The sequence below is a fragment of the Dyadobacter sp. CY323 genome, assembly GCF_021390245.1.
In the GTDB taxonomy this organism is placed as follows: domain Bacteria; phylum Bacteroidota; class Bacteroidia; order Cytophagales; family Spirosomataceae; genus Dyadobacter.
Window position 1 is genome coordinate 155,954 of record NZ_JAJUXH010000009.1, and the last position, 21,787, is coordinate 177,740.

The 21,787-nt window shown below is 44.5% G+C and carries 23 protein-coding genes; 12 read left to right on the forward strand and 11 right to left on the reverse strand.

Annotated features, from left to right (window positions below):
• Window positions 1-59 precede the first annotated feature (59 nt).
• Entirely contained in the window at window positions 60-653 is a 594-nt protein-coding gene (locus tag LZG72_RS15080; protein WP_233873837.1) for a riboflavin synthase, read from the reverse strand.
• 151 nt (window positions 654-804) lie between these two features.
• On the opposite strand from LZG72_RS15080, the gene hisB reads away from it, so the two are divergent.
• The 3 genes from hisB (at window position 805) to LZG72_RS15095 (ending at window position 4,933) form a co-directional block, all read left to right on the forward strand.
• Window positions 805-1,929: a bifunctional histidinol-phosphatase/imidazoleglycerol-phosphate dehydratase HisB gene (gene hisB / locus LZG72_RS15085; protein ID WP_233873840.1), complete on the forward strand. Its 1,125-nt coding sequence runs from the start codon at window positions 805-807 to the stop codon at window positions 1,927-1,929.
• 731 nt (window positions 1,930-2,660) lie between these two features.
• A complete protein-coding gene (gene can, locus LZG72_RS15090; RefSeq protein WP_233873843.1) occupies window positions 2,661-3,317 on the forward strand; it encodes a carbonate dehydratase in 657 nt (218 codons plus the stop codon).
• A 38-nt stretch (window positions 3,318-3,355) separates the two neighbouring features.
• Entirely contained in the window at window positions 3,356-4,933 is a 1,578-nt protein-coding gene (locus tag LZG72_RS15095; protein ID WP_233873846.1) for a SulP family inorganic anion transporter, read from the forward strand.
• Between the two features lie 81 nt (window positions 4,934-5,014).
• Here the strand turns inward: LZG72_RS15095 and LZG72_RS15100 are convergent, their stop codons facing one another.
• The 8 genes from LZG72_RS15100 to LZG72_RS15135 form a co-directional block, all read right to left on the reverse strand.
• Window positions 5,015-5,473 (reverse strand): hypothetical protein, encoded by a 459-nt coding sequence (locus LZG72_RS15100; protein ID WP_233873849.1) that lies wholly within the window; start codon window positions 5,471-5,473, stop codon window positions 5,015-5,017.
• Window positions 5,474-5,491: 18 nt separating this feature from the next.
• The gene (locus LZG72_RS15105; protein WP_233873852.1) at window positions 5,492-5,932 is read right to left on the reverse strand and encodes a hypothetical protein; all 441 of its coding nucleotides are present in this window, start codon (window positions 5,930-5,932) and stop codon (window positions 5,492-5,494) included.
• A 54-nt stretch (window positions 5,933-5,986) separates the two neighbouring features.
• A complete protein-coding gene (locus LZG72_RS15110) occupies window positions 5,987-6,529 on the reverse strand; it encodes an RNA polymerase sigma factor (protein ID WP_233873855.1) in 543 nt (180 codons plus the stop codon).
• Between the two features lie 209 nt (window positions 6,530-6,738).
• Entirely contained in the window at window positions 6,739-7,692 is a 954-nt protein-coding gene (locus LZG72_RS15115; protein WP_233873858.1) for a transketolase family protein, read from the reverse strand.
• A 15-nt stretch (window positions 7,693-7,707) separates the two neighbouring features.
• The gene (locus LZG72_RS15120; RefSeq protein WP_233873861.1) at window positions 7,708-8,565 is read right to left on the reverse strand and encodes a transketolase; all 858 of its coding nucleotides are present in this window, start codon (window positions 8,563-8,565) and stop codon (window positions 7,708-7,710) included.
• Between the two features lie 98 nt (window positions 8,566-8,663).
• Window positions 8,664-9,119 (reverse strand): thioredoxin-dependent thiol peroxidase, encoded by a 456-nt coding sequence (gene bcp / locus LZG72_RS15125; protein ID WP_233873864.1) that lies wholly within the window; start codon window positions 9,117-9,119, stop codon window positions 8,664-8,666.
• 3 nt (window positions 9,120-9,122) lie between these two features.
• Window positions 9,123-11,090, reverse strand: coding sequence for a M23 family metallopeptidase (locus LZG72_RS15130; protein ID WP_233873867.1), 1,968 nt, complete (start codon window positions 11,088-11,090; stop codon window positions 9,123-9,125).
• 48 nt (window positions 11,091-11,138) lie between these two features.
• On the reverse strand, window positions 11,139-11,750 hold the full coding sequence (locus LZG72_RS15135) for a fumarylacetoacetate hydrolase family protein (RefSeq protein WP_233873870.1): 612 nt from the start codon (window positions 11,748-11,750) through the stop codon (window positions 11,139-11,141).
• 192 nt (window positions 11,751-11,942) lie between these two features.
• Here LZG72_RS15135 and LZG72_RS15140 point away from each other — a divergent pair, with 192 nt between their 5' ends.
• Genes LZG72_RS15140 through LZG72_RS15150 form a run of 3 tightly spaced genes read left to right on the forward strand, consistent with a single transcriptional unit; the run spans window position 11,943 to window position 15,449 of the window.
• The gene (locus tag LZG72_RS15140; RefSeq protein WP_233873873.1) at window positions 11,943-12,563 is read left to right on the forward strand and encodes a C40 family peptidase; all 621 of its coding nucleotides are present in this window, start codon (window positions 11,943-11,945) and stop codon (window positions 12,561-12,563) included.
• A 10-nt stretch (window positions 12,564-12,573) separates the two neighbouring features.
• Window positions 12,574-13,797, forward strand: coding sequence for a hypothetical protein (locus tag LZG72_RS15145; RefSeq protein ID WP_233873876.1), 1,224 nt, complete (start codon window positions 12,574-12,576; stop codon window positions 13,795-13,797).
• A complete protein-coding gene (locus LZG72_RS15150; protein WP_233873879.1) occupies window positions 13,794-15,449 on the forward strand; it encodes a hypothetical protein in 1,656 nt (551 codons plus the stop codon). Before LZG72_RS15145 ends, LZG72_RS15150 begins: the two co-directional genes overlap by 4 nt.
• A gap of 5 nt (window positions 15,450-15,454) precedes the next feature.
• Here the strand turns inward: LZG72_RS15150 and LZG72_RS15155 are convergent, their stop codons facing one another.
• The gene (locus LZG72_RS15155; RefSeq protein WP_233873882.1) at window positions 15,455-16,111 is read right to left on the reverse strand and encodes an HAD family phosphatase; all 657 of its coding nucleotides are present in this window, start codon (window positions 16,109-16,111) and stop codon (window positions 15,455-15,457) included.
• Window positions 16,112-16,458: 347 nt separating this feature from the next.
• On the opposite strand from LZG72_RS15155, the gene LZG72_RS15160 reads away from it, so the two are divergent.
• The 5 genes from LZG72_RS15160 to LZG72_RS15180 all read left to right on the forward strand — a co-directional run bounded on the left by LZG72_RS15160 (window position 16,459) and on the right by LZG72_RS15180 (window position 19,262).
• Complete coding sequence (locus LZG72_RS15160) at window positions 16,459-16,818, forward strand: hypothetical protein (protein ID WP_233873885.1); 360 nt, start codon at window positions 16,459-16,461, stop codon at window positions 16,816-16,818.
• 12 nt (window positions 16,819-16,830) lie between these two features.
• Entirely contained in the window at window positions 16,831-17,292 is a 462-nt protein-coding gene (locus LZG72_RS15165) for a hypothetical protein (protein ID WP_233873888.1), read from the forward strand.
• A 127-nt stretch (window positions 17,293-17,419) separates the two neighbouring features.
• Entirely contained in the window at window positions 17,420-17,590 is a 171-nt protein-coding gene (locus LZG72_RS15170; RefSeq protein WP_233873892.1) for a hypothetical protein, read from the forward strand.
• 10 nt (window positions 17,591-17,600) lie between these two features.
• Window positions 17,601-18,095: a 2-C-methyl-D-erythritol 2,4-cyclodiphosphate synthase gene (gene ispF, locus LZG72_RS15175; protein ID WP_233873895.1), complete on the forward strand. Its 495-nt coding sequence runs from the start codon at window positions 17,601-17,603 to the stop codon at window positions 18,093-18,095.
• Between the two features lie 33 nt (window positions 18,096-18,128).
• A complete protein-coding gene (locus LZG72_RS15180; RefSeq protein ID WP_233873898.1) occupies window positions 18,129-19,262 on the forward strand; it encodes an amidohydrolase family protein in 1,134 nt (377 codons plus the stop codon).
• 3 nt (window positions 19,263-19,265) lie between these two features.
• Here LZG72_RS15180 and LZG72_RS15185 read toward each other — a convergent pair whose 3' ends face one another.
• On the reverse strand, window positions 19,266-20,381 hold the full coding sequence (locus LZG72_RS15185) for an ABC transporter substrate-binding protein (protein ID WP_233873901.1): 1,116 nt from the start codon (window positions 20,379-20,381) through the stop codon (window positions 19,266-19,268).
• Window positions 20,382-20,526: 145 nt separating this feature from the next.
• On the opposite strand from LZG72_RS15185, the gene LZG72_RS15190 reads away from it, so the two are divergent.
• Complete coding sequence (locus LZG72_RS15190; RefSeq protein WP_233873904.1) at window positions 20,527-21,783, forward strand: pitrilysin family protein; 1,257 nt, start codon at window positions 20,527-20,529, stop codon at window positions 21,781-21,783.
• The last annotated feature ends 4 nt before the right edge of the window (window positions 21,784-21,787 follow it).

Consider the following 21,787-nt stretch of genomic DNA (forward strand, 5'->3'; position numbering starts at 1 on the left):
TTGTGCGCGAAACTTAATGAAGGGTAAAAATAAACGTAATATTCCAAGAACCAAATACACTATGCCGTATATGAGCCAAGAATTCTTTTGATATACTTTCCTAAAATATCGAATTCAAGGTTCACAGAATCACCCGCTTTCAAAGCATGAAAATTGGTAAAAGAATAGGTATAAGGGATAATCGCGACGCGAAACGCATTCTCCCTGGAATTAAAAACGGTCAGACTGACGCCATTGATACAAATAGAACCTTTTTCTACTGTTATATTCCCGGTTGAAGCATCATATTCAAAATCGTAAAGCCAGCTCCCGTCACGCTCCTCAACGTAAGTACATGTTCCGGTTTGATCCACGTGACCCTGAACAATATGACCGTCAAACCGGCCATTTGCCGGCATACATCGTTCCAGATTGACTTTACTGCCCGGCAAGAGCGTTCCCAGGTTGGTTTTGCTCAGCGTTTCCTCGATTGCCGTCACGCGATAATGGTCAAGCTCCACACCGACTACCGTAAGACAGACACCATTGTGATTGATACTCTGGTCAATTTTAAATTCCGTCGCAATCGGCGACTGAAGGGTAAAAGTCTTGTTAGTACCTTCGGACACTATATGCACCACCTCACCGATTGACTCTACAATTCCTGTAAACATGTTTTATCACAAATTTTAAAATACAAAGTTACGATTTGTTCATTACCTTGATTTCTTATATTTTTTTACAAATCCATATACTTTGCGAACTTTGCAACCCCAGACCGGTTCGCTTCCGGACCTGCAATGCATATATTCCAAAAATCAGTTAATGAAAAAAGTACTATTTATTGATCGCGACGGAACGATCATTGTTGAGCCGCCTACCGATTTTCAGGTTGATTCTCTTGAAAAGCTTGAATTTCTGCCGAAAGCAATTTCAAACCTTCGGAAAATAGCTGAAGAAACGGATTACGAACTGGTTATGGTAACTAATCAGGATGGCTTGGGTACCGATTCCTTTCCAGAAAATACGTTCTGGCTTGCGCATAACAAAATGCTTGCAACCCTGGCCGGTGAAAATATACAATTCGCTCAAATACACGTTGACCGCAGCTTTCCCGAAGACAATCTTCCAACCCGGAAACCAGGAACAGGCATGCTCTCGACCTATTTCTCAACAGATTACGATCTTGCTAACAGTTATGTGATCGGCGATAGACTTACTGACGTGCAATTAGCGGTAAACCTTGGCGCAAAGGCAATTCTTTTGGCTGATTCTCTGCCAAAAGAAGGGATGTCCGATCAGATGAATGCGGCAACTTCATTAATCTCGAATGACTGGGACAGCATTTACGAACATTTAAAATTGCCTTCCAGAATCGCCTCCGTTGAACGAAATACCAAAGAAACGCAGATTAAAATAGACCTTAACCTCGATGGAAGCGGCCGGTCTGACATTCATACCGGACTCGGTTTTTTTGATCATATGCTCGATCAGCTGGCGCGACATTCCGGCGCAGATCTTTCGATCCGCGTCGCAGGTGATCTGCACATCGACGAGCATCATACAATTGAGGATACCGCATTGGCATTGGGGGAAGCTTATCGCCAGGCCATCGGTGACAAGCGTGGGATTAACCGTTATGGTTTCTTGTTACCTATGGATGAGGCACTTGCCCAGGTTGCGATTGATTTTTCAGGTAGACCATGGATCGTTTGGGATGCGGATTTCAAGCGTGAGAAAATCGGGGAAATGCCAACAGAAATGTTCTTTCACTTTTTCAAATCATTTTCAGATACTTCGCTTTCAAATCTGAACATTAAAGTAGAAGGTCAAAATGAGCATCATAAAATTGAATCCATTTTCAAGGCGTTTGCCAAGGCCATAAAAATGGCTGTCAGAAGAGATTTGAAGGCACTTGACTTTATGCCATCGACAAAAGGAGTTCTTTAAAATTTTATTACCCTGGTTTCACGAAGTCATTTTTTAGCTATTTTTGTCCGTCTCTAATTAGATTAATTGAATACAGTTATGGGAATGACCATCATAATGATTGCCTTTTATATTGTTCTGCTAAGCTCCGCCTTTCTGGTGGGTCGTTGGCTGGAAAATCACGAAAAAGGCTGGAAAATTAATAAATGAGGGTTGTTTAAAACGACCCTTTTTTTATTGTTATACAAACATTAAACCGTAAAAAAAGTAACTCGCCCGGACAATAAGTTCGTATAGGGCGAACGTTTTAGGCCAGTTGGGTGTTCCCCTAATGTTTCTTTAAATTCTGTATTAAGTTGCTAAGATCCCTTTGTCTCATACTGCTCACGGCCTTCCTAATCTGTAAAGCCACAGGTGTTGCCAGCCTCTTGCTGGCAAAGGAGAAGTCGTCAGTGCTTTGTGATTCTGGCACCTGTGATAATGAAAAAACAGAAGTTGAGAAGATTAGCGACGACCTGTTGTTGATCCCGCATAGTGTGGATTTCGGTAAATTCTGCTTAGCCATTCCACTTAAAAATTCTTTCTCTTACAGTACTGCCGCGCATACTGAGATTTTCTACAATCTCTTGTCGCCTCCCCCCGAATTGATCTGATTTATTTTTGCATTACTAGTTAAGGCATGCCTGTCCTGATGAAATTTTTCATCGGAGATGCATGATGCCGCACGTGTCATTTCAAAATTTTAACAGATCATGATCAATTCATATAACGAGCTTTTCGAAAAAAATAAAAAATGGGTTGCAGCTACAACTCAAGAAAACCCTGATTTCTTCACCAACTTGGCAAACGGCCAAAGCCCCAAATTTCTTTGGATCGGTTGTTCAGACAGCCGGGTACCGGCGAACGAAATAACCGGCACTCAGCCCGGCGATATATTTGTGCACCGCAATATCGCTAACATGGTGATTCACACAGATATGAGTATGCTGAGCGTACTCGATTACTCGGTAAATGTACTGGGTGTCCAACATATCATCGTATGCGGCCATTATGGCTGTGGAGGAGTTTTAACTGCTATGGGACACAAGCAGGTAGGCTTGATCGATAACTGGCTACGTCATATTAAAGATGTTTATCGTCTGCACCAGAATGAACTTAATGCCATTACCGACCTCAAAAAGAGAAGTGACCGGCTGGTAGAATTGAATGTGCACGAGCAAGTTCACGATCTCGCCAAAACCAGCATCGTACAAAACGCCTGGGCAAACGGCCAGCAACTACAGGTGCACGGCATCGTATACGATATCAAAAACGGTATTTTGAACGATCTGAATGTCACAGTTGACAATACAGGCGGTATGGATGACGTCTATCGATTCGAACTGCCGAAAGTATCTGAACAAGTCTAAAAAGCAAGTCTATAACTCCGACTATCTGAATTAATCGTATGTCATTGAATAAGAATAATATATTGTCCAATATTAAATACGATTTCCCATCCGGGCTTGTCGTGTATCTGGTGGCATTACCGCTTTGCCTGGGAATAGCCCTGGCATCCACCGGGCGCTCGGACCTCCTTTTTTCGGGAATAATTGCTGGTGTGATCGGCGGGATTGTCGTCGGTTCAATCAGTGGTTCATCTCTTGGAGTAGCCGGGCCAGCTGCCGGGCTCGTTGTAATCGTGCTGAACGCGCTTGATACCCTGGGCAGCTTTGAAGCTTTTCTGCTTGCCGTAGTCCTCGCGGGAATGCTACAGGTAGTCGCAGGTTTTCTGAATGCCGGGATCATTGGTTATTACTTCCCATCTTCAGTTATAAAAGGGATGCTCGCCGCCATAGGTATTACCCTTATTTTAAAGGAAATACCTCATGCGCTAGGTTATGATGCCGACTTCATGGGAGACGAAGCATTCGATCAGAAAGACGGGCAGAATACGTTCACCGAGCTGCTTAATGCTGTGAAATACAGTAGTATCGGCGCCATTGTTATTTCTGCCATTTCTTTGGGTCTGCTCATACTTTTCGACAGGCCGTTCATGAAGAAAATCCAGCTTTTTCGCTTCATACCCGGTGCGCTGTTTGTTGTAATGATCGGCATTTTACTGAACATTGCTTTCGCAGCGCTGATTCCTGCCTGGCAGCTTTCCGGCGGCCATCTTGTACAATTACCGGTAGCATCGAGCGCCAGTGAGTTTTTGACTTTTTTCAAAACACCCGATTTTTCCGCTTTTGGAAGAGTCGAAGTATATACGGTTGCCGTTACGCTGGCGATTGTGGCGAGTCTGGAGACATTACTTTCGGTCGAAGCGACTGATAAGCTGGATCCATTCAAGCGAAATACGCCTACGAACCGCGAGCTGATCGCACAAGGGATGGGCAACATCTCTTCCGGGTTGATCGGCGGCCTGCCAATCACTCAGGTAATTGTACGAAGCTCCGCTAATATCGATTCTGGCGGTCGTACAAGAATGAGTACTATTGTTCATGGTTCTATTTTGCTGCTTTCTGCGGTGTTTATTCCGCATTTGCTGAATTTCATTCCACTCGCTTCCCTGGCTGCGATTCTGTTGATGGTTGGCTACAAGCTGTCCAAATTCTCATTATACAAAGGAATGTATAGTCTTGGCAGGGAGCAGTTTATCCCTTTCATTGTTACCATCGTTGCAATTTTGAGCACCGATTTGCTAAAAGGCATCGGTATCGGAATGGTCGTGGCGATTTACTTTATATTAAGGAAAAATTACCAGCATTCGTACCACTACATTAAAGAACAGCATCGTGACGGAGACGTGATTACATTGATCCTTTCCGAGGAAGTAACCTTCCTCAACAAAGGGAGCATCAGTGCCACACTCGATAAATTGCCCGATGGTTCGACGGTGGTGATCGATGGCAGCAAATCGCTGAACATTGATTATGATGTACTTGAGATCATTCAGGATTTCAAGAAACACTCAGCCCCGCTGAGAAATATCACGGTCCAGACGAAAGGCATCAACAACGTTGAAGTAGTAGGCGGTCATTAATATAAAAATCCCGCAACCGGTAAAGCCAGTTGCGGGATTTATTTTGTAGTAAGTCGAAAAAGCAGGTTAGAAGTCTTTACATTATCGCTGTTTAAGCCGCTGGATCAACATATCGTTAAATGTGCGCTCTGCCTTATACAGCTCGATAACCTGACTCGCAGAAATCACTTTTAAAAACTTAGTCTGATATTCCTTTTCAAGGTCAATATCCTTTTGTCTCAAATCCTGCACCTCATTCAGGTTATTCAACACCTGATCATCTGTTTTCCCATCCGCCTTTTTATCATTGATGATCTTTCTTTGAGCGCGGTGAATTTCCCTTCTTTTCTGAGAGTACTCATTATATATCGGCCAAAACCCAGCCGATTGTTCAGCTGTCAAATTCAGGCGATTCGTGATAATGGCCACTTTTGCATCCTGAATCCTCTTTATCTCTTCTTCTGACTTGTGCTGCGCCTGAACTGAAGTTACCGCGCTAAAAGTGACAAACAGAATGATAAAGACCTTACGATACTGATTGGCTAATAATTTAATGTCCATATTATTTATTCATTAGGGTCATATTGTCTCTGATGCTAAAACAGATTCCTGAATTTGCTGACGAAGAACCTCGTCGTCCAGCCCGTCAAGGTAATTGAGCACCGTCGAATCCGTATCAAATGCTTTTTGAACTACCTTATGCTCGCTCAAATCGTAATAACTTATGTTTTCTTCCTCCAGATAATTGACGATCGACGCATTGCTGATCCCGCTCAACGGTTCCTGACCCAGTGATCCCTGACGCTCGGGGACGGTCACCCACACCAGCACCAAAATCAACGCCATGGCCGCAGCAAGGCTCGTCCACCTTTGCCATCCCCAGTCAAATACAGGTTTTTTGGCAGGCTCCGCAGGGATTCGGGAAAGTATGGTCTGAGGCAATTTGTCAAAATAATCCTCAGGTACAGAAAAAGGTACCTTTCTTTTCAGATCATCCAGCCGTATACGTTCTTTGTCCATGATTAATTATATTTCCAAACTTGTAAAGGTTTGACCAAGGCAATCGTCAATAGTTTAATCCGTATTATTTAAAAAATCCTCAATTTTTTTCGTAGCCCAATGATATGAGGCTTTTAGCGCTCCAACCGACGTTCCGGTAATCTCCGAAATCTCTTCGTAAGGCAATTCTTCGAAATACTTCAGGTTGAAAACCAGTCTCTGCTTTTCTGGTAATTTTAATAATGCCTTCTGTAGTTTGAGCTGTATCGCATCGCCGCTCAGATCAGGGTCAGCTTCCAGTTTTTCACTCAATTCATTCTCCACATCGTAAATCGGCACGAAAAATTTCCTGCGTTTTTTGTTAAGAAAATTGATCGCTTCATTACTTGCAATCCGGTAAAGCCAGGTATACAGTTTGGAATCCCCGCGAAAGTTTTCCAATGCAGTCCACGCTTTCAAAAAAACATCCTGAGTGATATCATTCGCATCATCGTGGTCCACAACCATCTTGCGAATCAGCCAATACACCTTTTGCTGATACTTGCGCACCAATTGGTTGAAAGCGTTCCGGCGCGTTTCGGGATTTTCAAAAAGAGCTAATAATTCCTCGTCAGACATTTAATCCGTACTATCCTGATATTCAATTTAGATTGAAAAAAACGTCAATGCGTCGTTTTAAAACCCAAATCAATGCAAGTCAATAATAATTTATTTTTTTGTTCAGGGCAAATAAAACTTAAGTCCTGCGGAGTGAAGAACACTGGTTTCACCTTTCCGCAGGACTTATGTCAATGGATCTTTTTAAAGATCAGTATAAAAATCGTAGCCTATTTTCTCGCGATTGCGCGTTTTGCAGCCTCCACAATGTGTTTAGCCGTCAACCCGTATTTCTCCATAAGCTGAGCCGGGGTACCGCTTTCTCCAAAGCTATCATCTACGGCTACATATTCCTGGGGAGCAAGTCTATGTTTTACTAAAACCTGTGCAATGCTATCGCCCAGCCCACCAATACGGTTATGTTCCTCTGCTGAAACAACACAACCCGTTTTTTCGACTGATTTCAAAATAGCTTCCTCGTCGAGTGGTTTAATGGTGTGGATATTAATGATTTCCGCATTGATACCTTCCGCTTCCAGCAGCTCACCCGCCTGGATCGCTTCCCAAACCATGTGCCCGGTCGCGAAAATGCTCACATCCGTACCTTCATTCACCATCCATGCTTTTCCAATTTCAAATTTCTGGTCAGCATCGGTAAAAATAGGGATCACCGGACGACCGAAACGCAGGTAAACCGGGCCTTCATACTCAGCAATCGCAATCGTGGCCGCTTTTGTCTGGTTAAAATCGCAAGGATTGATTACCGTCATTCCCGGCAACATCTTCATCATTCCGATATCTTCCAAAATCTGGTGCGTAGCACCGTCCTCACCGAGGGTAAGACCTGCATGAGATGCACAGATTTTTACGTTTTTGTTCGAATAGGCTACGCTCTGACGAATCTGATCATAAACCCGGCCCGTTGCAAAATTGGCAAATGTGGTGGCAAAAGGGATTTTCCCGCCGATCGTCAGACCCGCAGACATTCCGATCATATTCGCCTCAGAAATTCCGCATTGTATAAACCGGTCCGGATTTTCCTTGATAAACGGTTCCAGTTTTAAAGAGCCTACCAGGTCCGCACAAAGTGCAACCACATTTGGATTTTGCTGGCCCAGCACGTGCATTCCGGCACCAAAACCTGAACGGGTATCTTTCTTTTCAGTGAAAGTGTATTTTTTCATTATGAGTTAATTCTTTTAATAGTCGCCTAAAGATTCTTCCAACTGTCCCAATGCCGCCGCTAATTGTTCGTCATTCGGCGCAACACCATGCCATTTGTGGCTACCCATCATGAAATCGACTCCAAAGCCCATTCCCGTGTGCAACAAAACCAAAATTGGCCTGCCGTGGCCCAGTCGGCTTTTGGCTTCGTAAAGTCCTTTCAGAACCGCAGCCATATCATTGCCTTCTTCAATGGAAATTACTTCCCAGCCGAAAGCTTCGTATTTTTTACCAAGATCACGGTTGTTCATTACCTTCACTGTCGGGCCGTCGATCTGCTGTCCATTCAAATCAATGAATGCGATCAGGTTATCAACCTGCGCATGTGGAGCAAATGTTACCGCTTCCCAAACCTGACCTTCCTGCTGCTCGCCATCGCCCATCAATACATACACCAGACCTTTATCGCCATTCAGCTTTTTTGCCTGCGCAGCGCCTAATGCAACCGAAAGCCCCTGACCCAGTGAGCCAGATGCGATCCGGATACCTTCCAGATGTTCGTGCGTGGTAGGGTGGCCCTGAAGACGCGAATCCAGTTTACGGAACGTAGCAAGCTCCTCAACCGGGAAATACCCGCGACGCGCCAGCACACTGTACCAAACCGGCGAAATATGTCCATTTGATAAAAAGAAAATATCCTCATCCGTGCCGTTCATGTCAAATACCGGCTTTCCATCCTGCTCTTTCAATTTCAGGCGCTCAAAGTAGAGTGCCACAAATAATTCTGTGCAGCCCAGGGAACCTCCCGGGTGACCCGACTGGCAACCATGCACCATTCGGACGATGTCCCGGCGGACCTGCGAAGCAACCTTTTCTAATTGTTCAATTTCCATTGTTATTTTCTATTGATTATGCTTGGTCAATTGGCTCCGAAACGAGAAGAACCATGTAAATGTCCCTCAATTCCGAATTCTTAAATGACTGATTATTATTAACTATTCCTCAAAATTTGATCAGTGTGATTCTTAGATTCAACCTTCCTGATGATTTCCTGGATCAGCCCGTTTTCATCTATGACGAATGTCGTGCGCAATAGCCCCATATAGGTACGCCCAAAAGTCGTTTTTTCACCCCAAACGCCATATGCATTCACCATCTCATGATCGGTATCTGACAACAATGGAAAAGGTAGCTGATATTTCTTGATAAACCTTACATGTGACTTCTGATCATCGGTACTTATTCCCAGTACTTTATAACCTTTTTTAAGTAGCGACTGATAGTTATCCCTGATATTGCAGGCTTGTGTGGTACAGGTAGGTGTGTTGTCTTTTGGATAAAAGTATAGAATCACTTTTTCTCCTTTGAAATCGGAAAGTTTTACTTCTTCCCCATCCTGATTCTTTAACTTAAATGCCGGTGCCGGATCGCCCACCTGAAGTTCCATACTTTATTTTTTGCGTTGCTTAGTAGCTTTGGTTTTTTTACGTACAACAACCGGATCTACTAATTCTGTTCGCAAGATAGTGCTATTTCCTGCCCTGTCTGTTACTTCAAGCATAAGTTCACCTTCGAAAGGAAGGCTATCATCCTGTTTCTCAGACCATATATAGCTTTTTTTATAATCGTAATTCAATAAAACCCATTCCCCATTAACGAGCGCTTTAAAGTGGCCAATGCCCGAAACGGCGTCGCTGATGTATCCCCGGATCCTGTGTTGGCTATGTTCTACCAACCTGACTTTGGGCGGAAGTGTATCTTCCTGGATTACGAAAGTCCCAAGTTCACGCGTGTCAAATTTGATCGTATCGCCGGACCATAATCCGCCTAAAAACCGGTAGTAACCGTCCAGATAGCGATACACACGTGTTTTTTCTTTGTTGTCCGGCACTTTTTCGGGTATTAAAGAGACACTGACGTGATCATTCAACGCAGTTCCCCGATGGTTGATCGTAAGTGCATTAAAATTTCTCTGACCCGTCAAAAACAGCGTATCGAACAGACTAGTCGCCTGGAAATCAATCCCCCATTTATCCGACCTGTAACTGGCCGGACTACCCGGAAAAACAGGACTTCTCAGATAGGTTTTTACGGTTGTCGCATTCACTTTAACCGAATCGGGCCGGTATTCTCTCAGATCAGTGAGAAAAACGGCGGATTCTGCAGCGTAGAAATCAGGTTCCTTTTTTATTTCCTTACCATCTGCAAAATAAGTAGCAAATGGAATGGAGCTCTTGTAATATTTCGCTTTTACGACAAGCGTATTTTCCTGCACATCGGTTGCGACCCATTCCGGATTTACTTCGATGTCATGCACCGGCAGCGGCGGATTTTGCGGCTCGCCTTTTACATTAAATATCAGCTCTGAAAAATTTTCATACGAATCCGATATTCTGATCCGCACTTCATGGGTCAATGTGTCCGTAATATTGAGTTTCCCCCGATACGAATCTGTTTTATAGAGATTGAAGTTATTGCCATCCGGGACGTAGCATTTTAAAAACCTCTGCCCCGTTTTCTGCTCTGTTGCGTAGTCGATCAGATTATTATAATCGCGGGTTGGAGTGGCGGGGAAAATTTCCATGTTATATGAAAAAAGCTCACTGCCATCCATCTTTATCTCAATGCATTGAAGTCCGTACCGAAACCCGGTGCCCGTCATCTGGTCATGAGCAACCATTTCAATACCAATTAATCCGGTCGCTGATACGGGCTCTGTCAACCGGTACGAACCGTCAGCCAATTTTACCGGCGTATATATTTTACGATCAAATTGCTTATTAACCCGACCATTAATGTCCATGGGCCGGATGGCAAGGTTGACGAATTTTGGCGGGGTAACGTCTTTTATTTCATTAAATCCAAAATACAGGGGATTGAGGTAATTATTATTGGAATCTCTGATCTCGAAATGCAAATGCGGCCCGGCCGATCCTCCGGTATTGCCTGAAAGTGCGATAACCTCTCCTTTTTTAAAGGCATATTTTCCTTCTTCCGGAAACAGTTCAATCTCAAAAGTCTGTTTTTTATATTGCTCCTCCCGGACGTAATTGCCTAATGCACCGCCGAATTTCAACAAATGCCCATAAACGGTGGTCTGCCCATTTGGATGCCGCAGAAAAATCACATTCCCATAACCACTTCGCTGCACCGCGACTTTGAAAACATACCCTTCCGCAGCCGCATACACAGGCAACCCTTCCCGCTGCTGCGTGCGGATGTCCAAGCCGGCATGAAAATGATTGGATCGGAGGTCACCCAAGCCGCCTGCCAGTGAATTAGCCAGCCCCGGACGAATCGGAAATTGGTAATACCCTTTTGGATAAGATTGTTTTTGAGCAATTGACCATTGACCAAAAACTACTAAAACCAACAAAATGAAACCGAAACGGACACCAGCCCGAAAGTGATGATGCATGAAAAAAGTGTATGATTGGGGGACTATCGTGAAGTTTGGCGATATGGTTTATCTAACGAATAATTCGAGCATCTTCTTGCCTTCAATGGATGCGGTTAGCTTGTCACCAACTTTCACTGCTGAAACACCTTTGGGCGTGCCTGTGAAGATCAGGTCGCCTTTTTTCAACATAAAATATTTTGAAACAAACGAAATAAGGTAGTTGATCCGATAAAGCATCATCGAAGAATTCCCGTTCTGCCGCGTTTCTCCATTTATATCCAGACTGAAATTAATATTCTGAATGTCTGCATAATCACTCACCGGCACAAACTCCGAAACCGGCGCGGAACCATTAAATGCCTTTGCTAATTCCCAGGGCAACCCTTTGCTTTTCAGCTCCGATTGAAGATCACGCGCGGTAAAATCGATGCCAACACCAATCTCGTCGTAATATTTGTGCGCAAACCTTTCTTCAATGTTCTTGCCTACCCGGTTTATCTTCACGACCAGCTCCACTTCATGATGCACGTCTTTTGAAAAATCCGGATAGAAAAACGGATCTCCGGTTCGAACGAGCGCCGTTTCAGGTTTTAGGAATATAACCGGCGCATCTGGTTTTTCGTTGTTCAGTTCAGCAATATGCTCGGTGTAATTCCGGCCTACACAAATAATTTTCATTCGCAGAAATAAGATTTAAACGGTATGACAGTCAGTCGCAAAACTACTTACAAAGCAGCCAGAGACATAACATTTGCTACAATTTTTCACGCCAAAAGCAGTTGAATAATCAGGCAGCGCAGCCGTTTTGATTCCTTTGAGCTAAATTTTCTTGCTATTTTTGAGATAACATATTCCATTCGCCGCTTACGCATGAAGAAGCAGATTCCCTTTTCTTTTTTACCAATCATTTGCATTCTTTCATTTGCCATCCTTCAATTTTCCTGCGACACGCTGCGTAAAGCGCCGGAGCGCTCCACTTCTTCGCGTCCGGGAACACGTAAAACGTTGACGAACCGGAGGCCGGTCGCCAAAGCCCCGGTGCGCAAGCCAGCTGCCGCAACAAAACCTCAATATGCTCGTCCGGGATCTGTTTCAACAGCTGCCATTCCACAAGTCGTTCAGGTCGCGCGGACGTACACAGGCACTCCATATAGGTCGGGTGGTAATGATAAAAACGGCATTGACTGCTCCGGGCTCATCTGCTCGGTTTATTCCGAAGTGGGCGTAAAAGTGCCGCGGATCTCCTGGCAGCAATCGGAATTTGGCCAGGAAGTAGCTAAATTAGAAGACATTAAAGCCGGAGACTGGCTCTTTTTTGTTCCCGAAGCCGGTAAGGAAGGATACGTTTCACACGCAGGAATTGTTACCGATGTGAGAGGTCAGCAGGAAATCATTTTTATTCATGCTTCTACTTCGCGCGGTGTTAGGGAGGATAATCTATTTTCTACTTATTTTAAGGGTCGCTTTGTAAAAGCAATGCGTCCATTTTGACGATCAAATCATGTCGACGACCCTCAGCCCTCCCCCACCGACGGACACTGCAAGAATGCACCTCGCGAAAAGTAGCCCCCGCATTCCGGTGTACATTTTCGCAACTGTATTTGCCTCGTTCTGCGTCATCACAGGCCTAATCTGGGACATTTGCTGGCATTTGAGCATCGGCCGGGACGGATTGTTATCTCCTCCACACCTGGTCATTTACCTCGGCGCGGTTGTTTCAGGTTTGTTTTCAGGTTATGAGATTTTAAGAAAGACATTTTGGGGCAGTAAAGAAGAAAAAGCAACAAGCGTTAAGATTTGGGGCTTTTTTTACAGTTCACTCGGCTCGCTTTTCTGCGTGTGGGGCGCATTATCCATGCTCACTTCGGCCCCGTTTGATGACTGGTGGCACAACACTTATGGTCTGGATGTGACCATTCTTTCCCCGCCGCATACCGTGCTGATCCTCGGCATTATAGGCATCCAGTTTGGTGCGATGATCAGTGTGATCGCGATTAAAAATCAGGTTAAGTTTTTAAAAAACATGACCACCAATCAGGAAAAAGCATTGAACTCCGTTTTGTTCGTGCTTTTTGCACTCTCTGCCGGTTTCCTGCTGACAATCTGGTATACACTGATATCAGAAGAATTGGGGCGAATGCGGGTTCGCCGGTCCAGCTTTTACATTTTCTCGGGAGCCGCATTTCCTATCTTATTAATGGCAGTCGGTAAAGCTGTCAACCATAAATGGACGATAACTGCCGTAGCCGCCGTTTACACGATTTTGATGCTGCTCACATTATGGATCATTCCATTATTCCCGGCCGAACCCAAGCTCGGCCCCATTCTAAATCATTTCGATCATTATCAGGGCTTTCAGTTTCCATTGCTTTTAATCTTACCAGCCTTCGCCATGGACTTGCTCAGACATCGTTTCGGTTACCTGAACGACTGGCAGTTGACACCCCTTCTCGGCTTCGCTTTCCTCATCGTATTTTTTGTAGTTCAATGGTTTTTCGGTGGTTTTTTAATGGAATCACCTTATGCGAGAAACTGGTTTTTTGGAAGTCACTATTGGTATTTTGGAAATCCGCCGGAATGGGAGTACCGGTACAAATTTGGCCCGTGGATGCTGGAAGACTTCGGCACACTGTCAAAAGGGTTAGGTATCGCTTTGATCGCAACATTAATTTCCACCCGCATTGGCCTTGCCTGGGGCAATTGGATGCATAAAATTCAACGATGAAAACGTTTTTATCTCTCGCACTTTTATTGATTTGTTCCGTTGCCCAGGCTCACGTGGGAAGTTCGGGCGTACAAATGCAGGGACAAGCCGGACCCTACAAAGTCCTGGTGAGCATTCAGCCCCCGGATGTAATCCCCGGTACCGCAAAAGTTTCGGTATTCATCGAGAATCCCGGTGTTACCCGGGTTGCCGCACGTCCGGTTTATTTTTATTCCGGTGATAAAGGTGCGCCATCTGCAGACGAACTTGCCCAGGTACCGGATCAGAAGGGCCAGTTTCAGGGAGTAATCTGGTTAATGGAATGGGGCTCGTCGAGCGCCCAGTTCACCATTGAGGGAGCAAATGGAAAAGGCGAGATGATTGTTCCCATTGTGGCTGTTTCCACCGCAGAAAGAGATATGCCCAAACAACTTGGGATCGGATTGAGCATACTCGGTGTCATTCTTTTTCTTTTGATGATCACTACCATCGGGGCCAGTGTCGGTGACGGACTTTTGAAACCCGGCGAAGTACTAACCGTTTCACAAAAGCGAAAAAAACGGATTAACATGGGCATTGCTGTCCTTGTGTGTACATTGATATTATATGGCGGAAGCAGCTGGTGGGATAGCTGGGCTGCTGAATACAAACAATGGCTTTACAAACCAATTAAAGGAAATGCGGCAGTTTTGGATAATTCAGATCAGCGGATTTTCCAGCTAAAAATAGACACGCGCGAATGGGACAAAAAGTCACGCGGAAGTATGCTCAGTACGCTGATACCTGATCACGGAAAGCTGATGCACACTTTTTTGATCCGTATGCCCGGGCTCGACGCATTTGCCCACATCCATCCCGAACGGAAAGACAGCGTCACATTTGAAGCACTTTTACCAAAGTTACCCGCAGGAAAATACATTGCTTACTCAGACATTGTTCAGTTTTCCGGGTTCGCCGAGACGATCGTAGATACGCTGGTAATCGGCGCTCCAAACGAAAATCTCCTGACAACTTCCGAATTGACCGGAGAAGATACCTATGTAGTTACCGACCCGATCGACCTCCCTGGAAAAGCTTCATTGATGGATGAAAATGTGGTGATCTGCGGCCAGCCGGGCACTAAAACTGTTTTCAAAGACGGCTCCTATGCCATTTGGGAAGGCAAGCCCGACAAAGCTCTTGAGGCAGGAAAACCGTATCAGCTCAATTTTGAGATCTTTAATCCCGATGGTAGCCCATGCCTGCCTGAACCTTACCTGGGAATGACGGGCCACGTGGCCGTGATCCGGTCGGATGGTTCCGTTTATATCCATTTGCATCCGTCTGGCTCCATTGCCATGGCAGCCGGAACACGTTTTCAAAACCGCATTGCCGATACTGCAAAAGTGGTCAAACGACCATCTCCTGCGATCTTCAGAGATAGTGTTGATCAACATCTCGCCCGGTTAAAAGCGATGTCAACCCTGGAACGCGAAGAATTCCTGATGACTGAAATGGGTATGTACAACAGCACGGGAACTGGAATGAACGGAATGGAGCATGGCAACCGCATTTCGTTTCCTTATGCATTTCCGAGAGATGGACGTTACCGCATTTTCCTACAGGTAAAACGCAACGAAAAAGTGATGACGGGCGCGTTTGATGTGAAGGTCAAAGATTCAACGACTCTTTAGTGCATTCAAAACAATTCCTGGATTTTGGCAAAAGACAGGTCTTTGTAATTTTCAACATAAAAATTACAAGGTGGTAATTCATCTGCTGAATGCGAGCTGAGAACACCTACTACCCGCATTCCTGCGTTCAGCGCAGCGGTAACACCTGAAAAAGAGTCTTCGAAAACAACGCATTGGTCTGGGGTTACTCCCAGATTTTTTGCGGATGTGAGATATACCTCAGGATCCGGCTTGTGCTTTTTTACATTTTCACTTGCCAGGATCGAACCTAAATGTGAGCGAACCGGTACTTTACTTAATATTAATTCCAGATTTGCGTGCGGAGCGGAAGTTGCAACACCCAGTTCGACGCCGTGTTGTTTCAAATCCTCCATGAATTCTACAATACCTTCAATCGGCTTAATGTAAGGTTCATAAATCTGCCGGAAAAGACTTTCTTTTTCATCCTCCATCTGCAACAATTCTTCGCCTTCCACAACACGTTGAAGGAAATGGCTGAGAATATAACTATTGCTTTTCCCAAACATATGCTGCGCGAATTCCTCGTCTGTCGGCGCCAGGTCGCGTCTCGAGAAAAACTCTCTGAATGCTTTTGAATGGTACGGATTGGTATGGCAAATGACGCCATCCATGTCGAATATGACTGCGATTTTCTCTTTCATCCCGCAAATTTAATGATTGACAGAGATTGTTTAAAAGCAAAAAACCGGACAATTTCGATTCGACGTTTTTATGATTTCCCCGGATATCATGTCAGACTTTTAAATTATCAATAGCAATTAATAAGGTTATTCTATTAAATTTACCATACACAGGTTTACTTTTCGCGACTATTAGTCTACAACCTTTAAAACTCAGACACTTGAAACTCTCCGATTCACTAATATTGTGCTTTAATTAATTGTCGTGTATGAATGAATTAGAAAGGATAAACAACGGGGTCAGTCCACAACCGTTAGCTAGCAATAACAGCCTGTCCTCCCTCGAAATATATGATAAATTTGGAGCTATGGCTTATGGAATCATACTACAGATCCTGCCACAGCCGCATTTGGCCCAGGAAGTGTTGGTCAGCGTATTTTCTTCCCCCCAGTTACAATCCTGCAACAGTTACCCGTTTACCTTTGCGGCATGCGTGATCAAGCTGGCGAGGGCAAAGGCAGTGGAAGCAAAACGCAAGCTCACAGCACTGGTTCCGGCAAATGAGGAAGATGCCGTCGATGCCGATTCCCTATCACCTCAAAATATATTCGAACTTGCTTTCCGTCAGGGATTTACTCCCGATGAAGTTGCCAAGAAACTGAATATTACCAAATCAGAAGTTCTCCGGAGCTTTCATGACTTTTTCAAATCGTATCGCAACGCATAATCAGAACACACTTTGAAAACACAGGAATTTATCGAAAGTGGAATTTTAGAATCGCATTTACTCGGTTTTGCCACAAATGAAGAACAGGAACAAGTGAAGCAGATGATGTCGGCGGATCGCGAGCTCGCTGATTATGTATTGAATCTTGAATCGGATATCAGAAGCTATTTCGTCCACGAATCTGTCACTCCACCGACTGCTGTACGTGAGATTATACAGTTACGGAACCTTCGCGAAAGGAAAGAAAAGCATGCTTTCAAGTCGGCTGATCAGGACATCAAAGCGCCTTATCTTGACATTGAGGTCAATGATACGCACATGAAGGTTCATAAGTTTTGGCGGCCTGCTTTTATAGCGGTTTTTGTCTTGTCCAAAATATTTTTGATCGCCGGGTTATATTATTATTTCAAATCTGCCAGCCAGGCCGAGGAATTGCAAAAGCTTAAAGCTCAGCAAGTCGAGCAACTTAAATAGTATTCTTACACTTTTCTATTTTCTATTCCCAATTTCAAAAAAATCTCACCTGCGAGGTGTGACCAATCGCTGATTCCCACGTCTAAGCTTAAGAAAGAATTATTATATTTGTTTAAGCACTATTTACATGAAGGACAACGAAAGAATCAGTAATCCGGAAGAATTTATGGCGGAGTTCCTTCATCGTCTGGATCGTTGGGAAGATGGTCAAACCGAACTAAGGTTTGGTCAGAAAAGCCTGCACACAAGAATCGGTTCTCTGGAAGAAATCGCTAACCTTCTGAATTTTTTTAAATAGCTGAGTTTACATGCTCCCGTTCCGCGTAGGTCAAGGTTATGACGTTCATCAATTAGTAGAAGGCAGGCCGTTCTGGCTTGGAGGCATTTTAATCCCGCACACGCACGGCGCAAACGGACATTCCGACGCGGACGTCGTTTGCCACGTGCTGTGCGACGCACTTTTGGGCGCAGCAAACCTTCGCAATATCGGCTACCATTTTTCAGATAAGGATCCGCAATGGAAAGGTGTGGACAGTAAGATCCTGCTGTCGAAAGTAATGGAGATGATCCGGGAAAAAGGCTATGAGGTGGGTAATGTGGACGTGACGATTGTTTTGCAAAATCCAAAACTGAACCCGCATATTCCGGCGATGAAAACTTGTCTGGCGGAAGTTACTAATATTGCCGAAGAAGATATTTCCATTAAAGCAACCACTTCCGAGCATCTGGGATTTGTGGGAAGAGAAGAAGGTATTGCCGCCCATTGTATTGCATTGATCTATAAACCCGGCGTCACTCAGTAGACGTATTTATCTAAACAAATCCCGAATTCCTGCATGAAGAAAATCCTACTCTCCCTGACCATTTTAGCAAGTGCATTCATCAGCTGCCGCGCGCAGGAAGCCACCCAGATCACGCAGCCGCTGGGTTTTGAAGAGTACGATCCCATTTCTACATTAAAAGTCGAGGAGCATCCGTTAAAACGGGCGAAATTCCCTTTTATCGATGTACATAATCACCAGTATCAAATGCCAACCCAGGACCTGAAAGCATTAACTGCTCAGATGGACAGTCTGAATATGGGTATTATGGTCAATTTGAGTGGCCGCGGCTGGTCTCAGGAATGGAGTGAAGGGACTGCGACATTGAAAGGTTCCATCGAAAATGTGGCAAAGAATCAGCCGAAACGCATTGCTGTTTTTACCAATCTGCAATTCAAAGGTTTTGGCGAAAAAGACTGGACTTCAAAGACAGTCGCCCAGCTGGAAGAAGATGTAAAAATGGGTGCGAAAGGATTAAAAATTTATAAAAACCTAGGTTTCAGCGGTTTGAAAGACGATAAAGGAAATCGCATATCCGTGAGCGATTCCCGGTTGCAGCCGGTTTGGCAAAAATGCGGGGAATTGGGTATTCCGGTACTTATCCATACTGCGGACGTGCCGTCTTTCTGGGATCCGATGGACAGGTATAATGAGCGTTGGCTGGAATTAAAAACGCATCCTGGCCGCCGCCGGGGAGCAAACGACCCCATACCTTTCGATTCGCTCATTGCGGAGCAGCATGCCATTTTTCGCAAAAACCCGAAAACCATCTTTATTAATGCGCATATGGGCTGGTATCCGAACAATTTGAAGAAACTGGATAGCCTCATGACCGCATTCCCAAATATGTATGTCGAGATCGGGGCGGTGATTGCGGAGTTGGGAAGGCAGCCGAGAACCGGTAAAAAGTTTTTTGACAAATATCAGGACCGGGTACTATTCGGAAAAGACAGCTGGGTGCCGGCCGAATATGCAACCTATTTCCGCGTGCTGGAAACCGAAGATGAGTATTTCCCTTATCACAAAAAATACCACGCATTCTGGCGCATGTACGGAATGGGGCTTTCTGACGAGGTTTTGAAAAAGCTTTACTATAAAAACGCACTCAAAATCATCCCCGGACTCGATAAAAGCCAGTTTCCCAAATAAGCATTATTTGAAGGACTTCGCTTCTTTTATCACCGACCTGTATTCTGCCTTATCCAGGCATTTCTTGTAGTAATCCTTGGCTTTTGCTTTGTTACCGGCGCGGGCAGAAATTCTTGCCAGACCAGCGTATGCGAGCGCGTGGTACTCTTTGGTATACTGATCGTCATGAGGTGTTTTCAACGCGAGCAAATATTCCTTTTGCGCATTTGCATCATTTTTATCAGCTTTTTCATCCAAGATACCCTGAAAAGTACGCCATGCAATGGGATAAAATCCACTGTTGATCTTCCTAAGAATCGCAATGTCTCTTTTGGCCTGCTCATACTTTCCAGCTAAAACCAGAGACTCAATGTTTTTCATGAGATAAAGTGGGTTTCTCGGATACATGTCGACAAGTTTGTCCATATAAACCACTGCCTTCTCCGGCTTCATTTCGTATTTCAGGTAGATGTGTGATATATAAAAGCAAGCCTCGGCTTTGGTAATGGTACCGACTTTCGTTGCATTCTCCATTTGCCTCAAACCCAATGCCTTATCGCCGTTTTTAAAAAAAACTAAAAGCGGTTTCACAATCGGATGTTCCTCGGGATACACTTCAACATAGTAATTATACATCCCGGAAGTGAAGTAAAATTCCGGGTTTTTATTAATAAGTTTCAAGCCTTCCACGAATGCATTATATGCCTTTTTACCTTCTCCGGCCGCATTTACCATTTCCCCGCGGTAATTGTAAATCATCGCCATGTAACCCCGGGCAACCATGGTATAAAATACTGCCTCGGGATCGAGACTATTTTTCCCGTATTTCTTATTTATTGCTTCAAGGCATTGATCCAGTTTGTGGATGTATTCCTTCGATTTGGTGGGGTTATCCTTAATGGGCATGTATTTCCAAAAAAGGACGAACGAATCAAGAATGTACGAAACGGGGTGATTCGGATACTTTTTTTCAACCTGGTCCATATACACATTCGCCTCGTCAAACTCATAATTGTAAATTTTATCAAGGCTGTTCTGAACATTTTTTAAGGTTGCAGGATCATTCAGTAATTGAGCTTGAAGCGAAGGAATTGAAAAAAAGAAAAGTAAAAAAAGAAGTACGCGAATTGATTTTTGCATGGCATCGACTATTAACTCAAAATGGTTTGGTGGTATCCCAACTGAACAGTAGCTTTGTTTATAACCCTGATTTGGGGCCCGAGGTTTCTGTGACCGGCTTTATTTTAGTGTTAACAATGATAGTTACTACCCATTTTTTATTCACATGATTCGCTATAAGCAGTTTACGCTGGACAACGGTCTCAAAGTATTTGTCCATGAGGATTTCTCGACACCGATGGCAGCGGTGAACATCTTATATAATGTAGGGTCACGTGATGAAGATGAAGAACGTACCGGATTTGCACATCTTTTTGAGCACCTAATGTTTGGCGGTTCTCAGAACATTCCGAATTATGATATTCCGGTGCAGAATGTGGGCGGCGAAAACAATGCATTCACATCGCCCGACATTACAAACTACTACATCACACTTCCCGCGGAAAACGTGGAAACGGCTTTCTGGCTGGAATCCGACCGGATGCTGAGTCTTTCATTTGACCCTAATGTGCTCGAAGTGCAGCGAAAAGTAGTGATTGAAGAATTTAAACAACGCTACCTTAACCAGCCTTATGGCGATATGTGGCTCAAACTGAGGCCACTCGCTTACAAGGAACATCCCTATCGCTGGGCTACGATCGGGAAGGATATCGAACACATCGAACGAGCAACCATGCAGGATGTACAGGATTTCTTTTTCCGGTTTTACAGACCAAACAATGCAATCATGGTCGTGGCGGGAGCTGTAACTTTTGAGAGAGTGCAGGAACTTGCAAGCAAATGGTTTGGTAACATTCCCGCCGGGCCACCTCACGTTAGAAATGTGCCGCGAGAACCAGCGCAAAAGGAAGCACGACATCTTGAGACTTCCGCAGCCGTCCCATTAGATTCCATCATCAAGGTTTTTCACATGCCCGGCAGATATGACGACGGATTTTATGCGGCTGATCTGCTGAGCGATATTCTCGGAAGAGGCAAATCTTCAAGACTTTATCAAAAATTATTGAAAGAAAAGGCGCTTTTCAACAGCATTACTGCGAGTATCACATCTTCGCTGGATCCAGGTTTATTAATGGTAAAAGGCAATCTCAATCCGGGAATATCACTGGAAGAGGCGGACGAAGCGATAAAAGTTGTTTTGCAGGAAATGGTTGAAAATGGCGCGACCGAGGAAGAAGTTACGAAGGTGAAAAATCAATCCGAAGCCTCGCTTGCTTTCTCAGAAGTAGAACTGCTGAACCGTGCGATGAACCTGGCTTTCGCGGCTAATGCAGGTAATGTAGATTGGGCCAACAGCGATGCCGAAATTATCCGAAGCCTTACTCAGCAGGATATTCACGATTCCGCTAAAACCATTCTAAATCCGGCCAATTCATCGACATTATATTACAGGGCAGAGGCAAAACAAGAGGTTTTGGCTTAAAAGG

Bases quoted from the DNA above. Each gene is read 5' to 3' on its own strand.
- LZG72_RS15080 (WP_233873837.1), bottom strand. From the start codon at position 653: ATGTTTACAGGAATTGTAGAGTCAATCGGTGAGGTGGTGCATATAGTG.
- hisB (WP_233873840.1), top strand. From the start codon at position 805: ATGAAAAAAGTACTATTTATTGATCGCGACGGAACGATCATTGTTGAG.
- can (WP_233873843.1), top strand. From the start codon at position 2,661: ATGATCAATTCATATAACGAGCTTTTCGAAAAAAATAAAAAATGGGTT.
- LZG72_RS15095 (WP_233873846.1), top strand. From the start codon at position 3,356: ATGTCATTGAATAAGAATAATATATTGTCCAATATTAAATACGATTTC.
- LZG72_RS15100 (WP_233873849.1), bottom strand. From the start codon at position 5,473: ATGGACATTAAATTATTAGCCAATCAGTATCGTAAGGTCTTTATCATT.
- LZG72_RS15105 (WP_233873852.1), bottom strand. From the start codon at position 5,932: ATGGACAAAGAACGTATACGGCTGGATGATCTGAAAAGAAAGGTACCT.
- LZG72_RS15110 (WP_233873855.1), bottom strand. From the start codon at position 6,529: ATGTCTGACGAGGAATTATTAGCTCTTTTTGAAAATCCCGAAACGCGC.
- LZG72_RS15115 (WP_233873858.1), bottom strand. From the start codon at position 7,692: ATGAAAAAATACACTTTCACTGAAAAGAAAGATACCCGTTCAGGTTTT.
- LZG72_RS15120 (WP_233873861.1), bottom strand. From the start codon at position 8,565: ATGGAAATTGAACAATTAGAAAAGGTTGCTTCGCAGGTCCGCCGGGAC.
- bcp (WP_233873864.1), bottom strand. From the start codon at position 9,119: ATGGAACTTCAGGTGGGCGATCCGGCACCGGCATTTAAGTTAAAGAAT.
- LZG72_RS15130 (WP_233873867.1), bottom strand. From the start codon at position 11,090: ATGCATCATCACTTTCGGGCTGGTGTCCGTTTCGGTTTCATTTTGTTG.
- LZG72_RS15135 (WP_233873870.1), bottom strand. From the start codon at position 11,750: ATGAAAATTATTTGTGTAGGCCGGAATTACACCGAGCATATTGCTGAA.
- LZG72_RS15140 (WP_233873873.1), top strand. From the start codon at position 11,943: ATGAAGAAGCAGATTCCCTTTTCTTTTTTACCAATCATTTGCATTCTT.
- LZG72_RS15145 (WP_233873876.1), top strand. From the start codon at position 12,574: ATGTCGACGACCCTCAGCCCTCCCCCACCGACGGACACTGCAAGAATG.
- LZG72_RS15150 (WP_233873879.1), top strand. From the start codon at position 13,794: ATGAAAACGTTTTTATCTCTCGCACTTTTATTGATTTGTTCCGTTGCC.
- LZG72_RS15155 (WP_233873882.1), bottom strand. From the start codon at position 16,111: ATGAAAGAGAAAATCGCAGTCATATTCGACATGGATGGCGTCATTTGC.
- LZG72_RS15160 (WP_233873885.1), top strand. From the start codon at position 16,459: ATGGCTTATGGAATCATACTACAGATCCTGCCACAGCCGCATTTGGCC.
- LZG72_RS15170 (WP_233873892.1), top strand. From the start codon at position 17,420: ATGAAGGACAACGAAAGAATCAGTAATCCGGAAGAATTTATGGCGGAG.
- ispF (WP_233873895.1), top strand. From the start codon at position 17,601: ATGCTCCCGTTCCGCGTAGGTCAAGGTTATGACGTTCATCAATTAGTA.
- LZG72_RS15180 (WP_233873898.1), top strand. From the start codon at position 18,129: ATGAAGAAAATCCTACTCTCCCTGACCATTTTAGCAAGTGCATTCATC.
- LZG72_RS15185 (WP_233873901.1), bottom strand. From the start codon at position 20,381: ATGCAAAAATCAATTCGCGTACTTCTTTTTTTACTTTTCTTTTTTTCA.
- LZG72_RS15190 (WP_233873904.1), top strand. From the start codon at position 20,527: ATGATTCGCTATAAGCAGTTTACGCTGGACAACGGTCTCAAAGTATTT.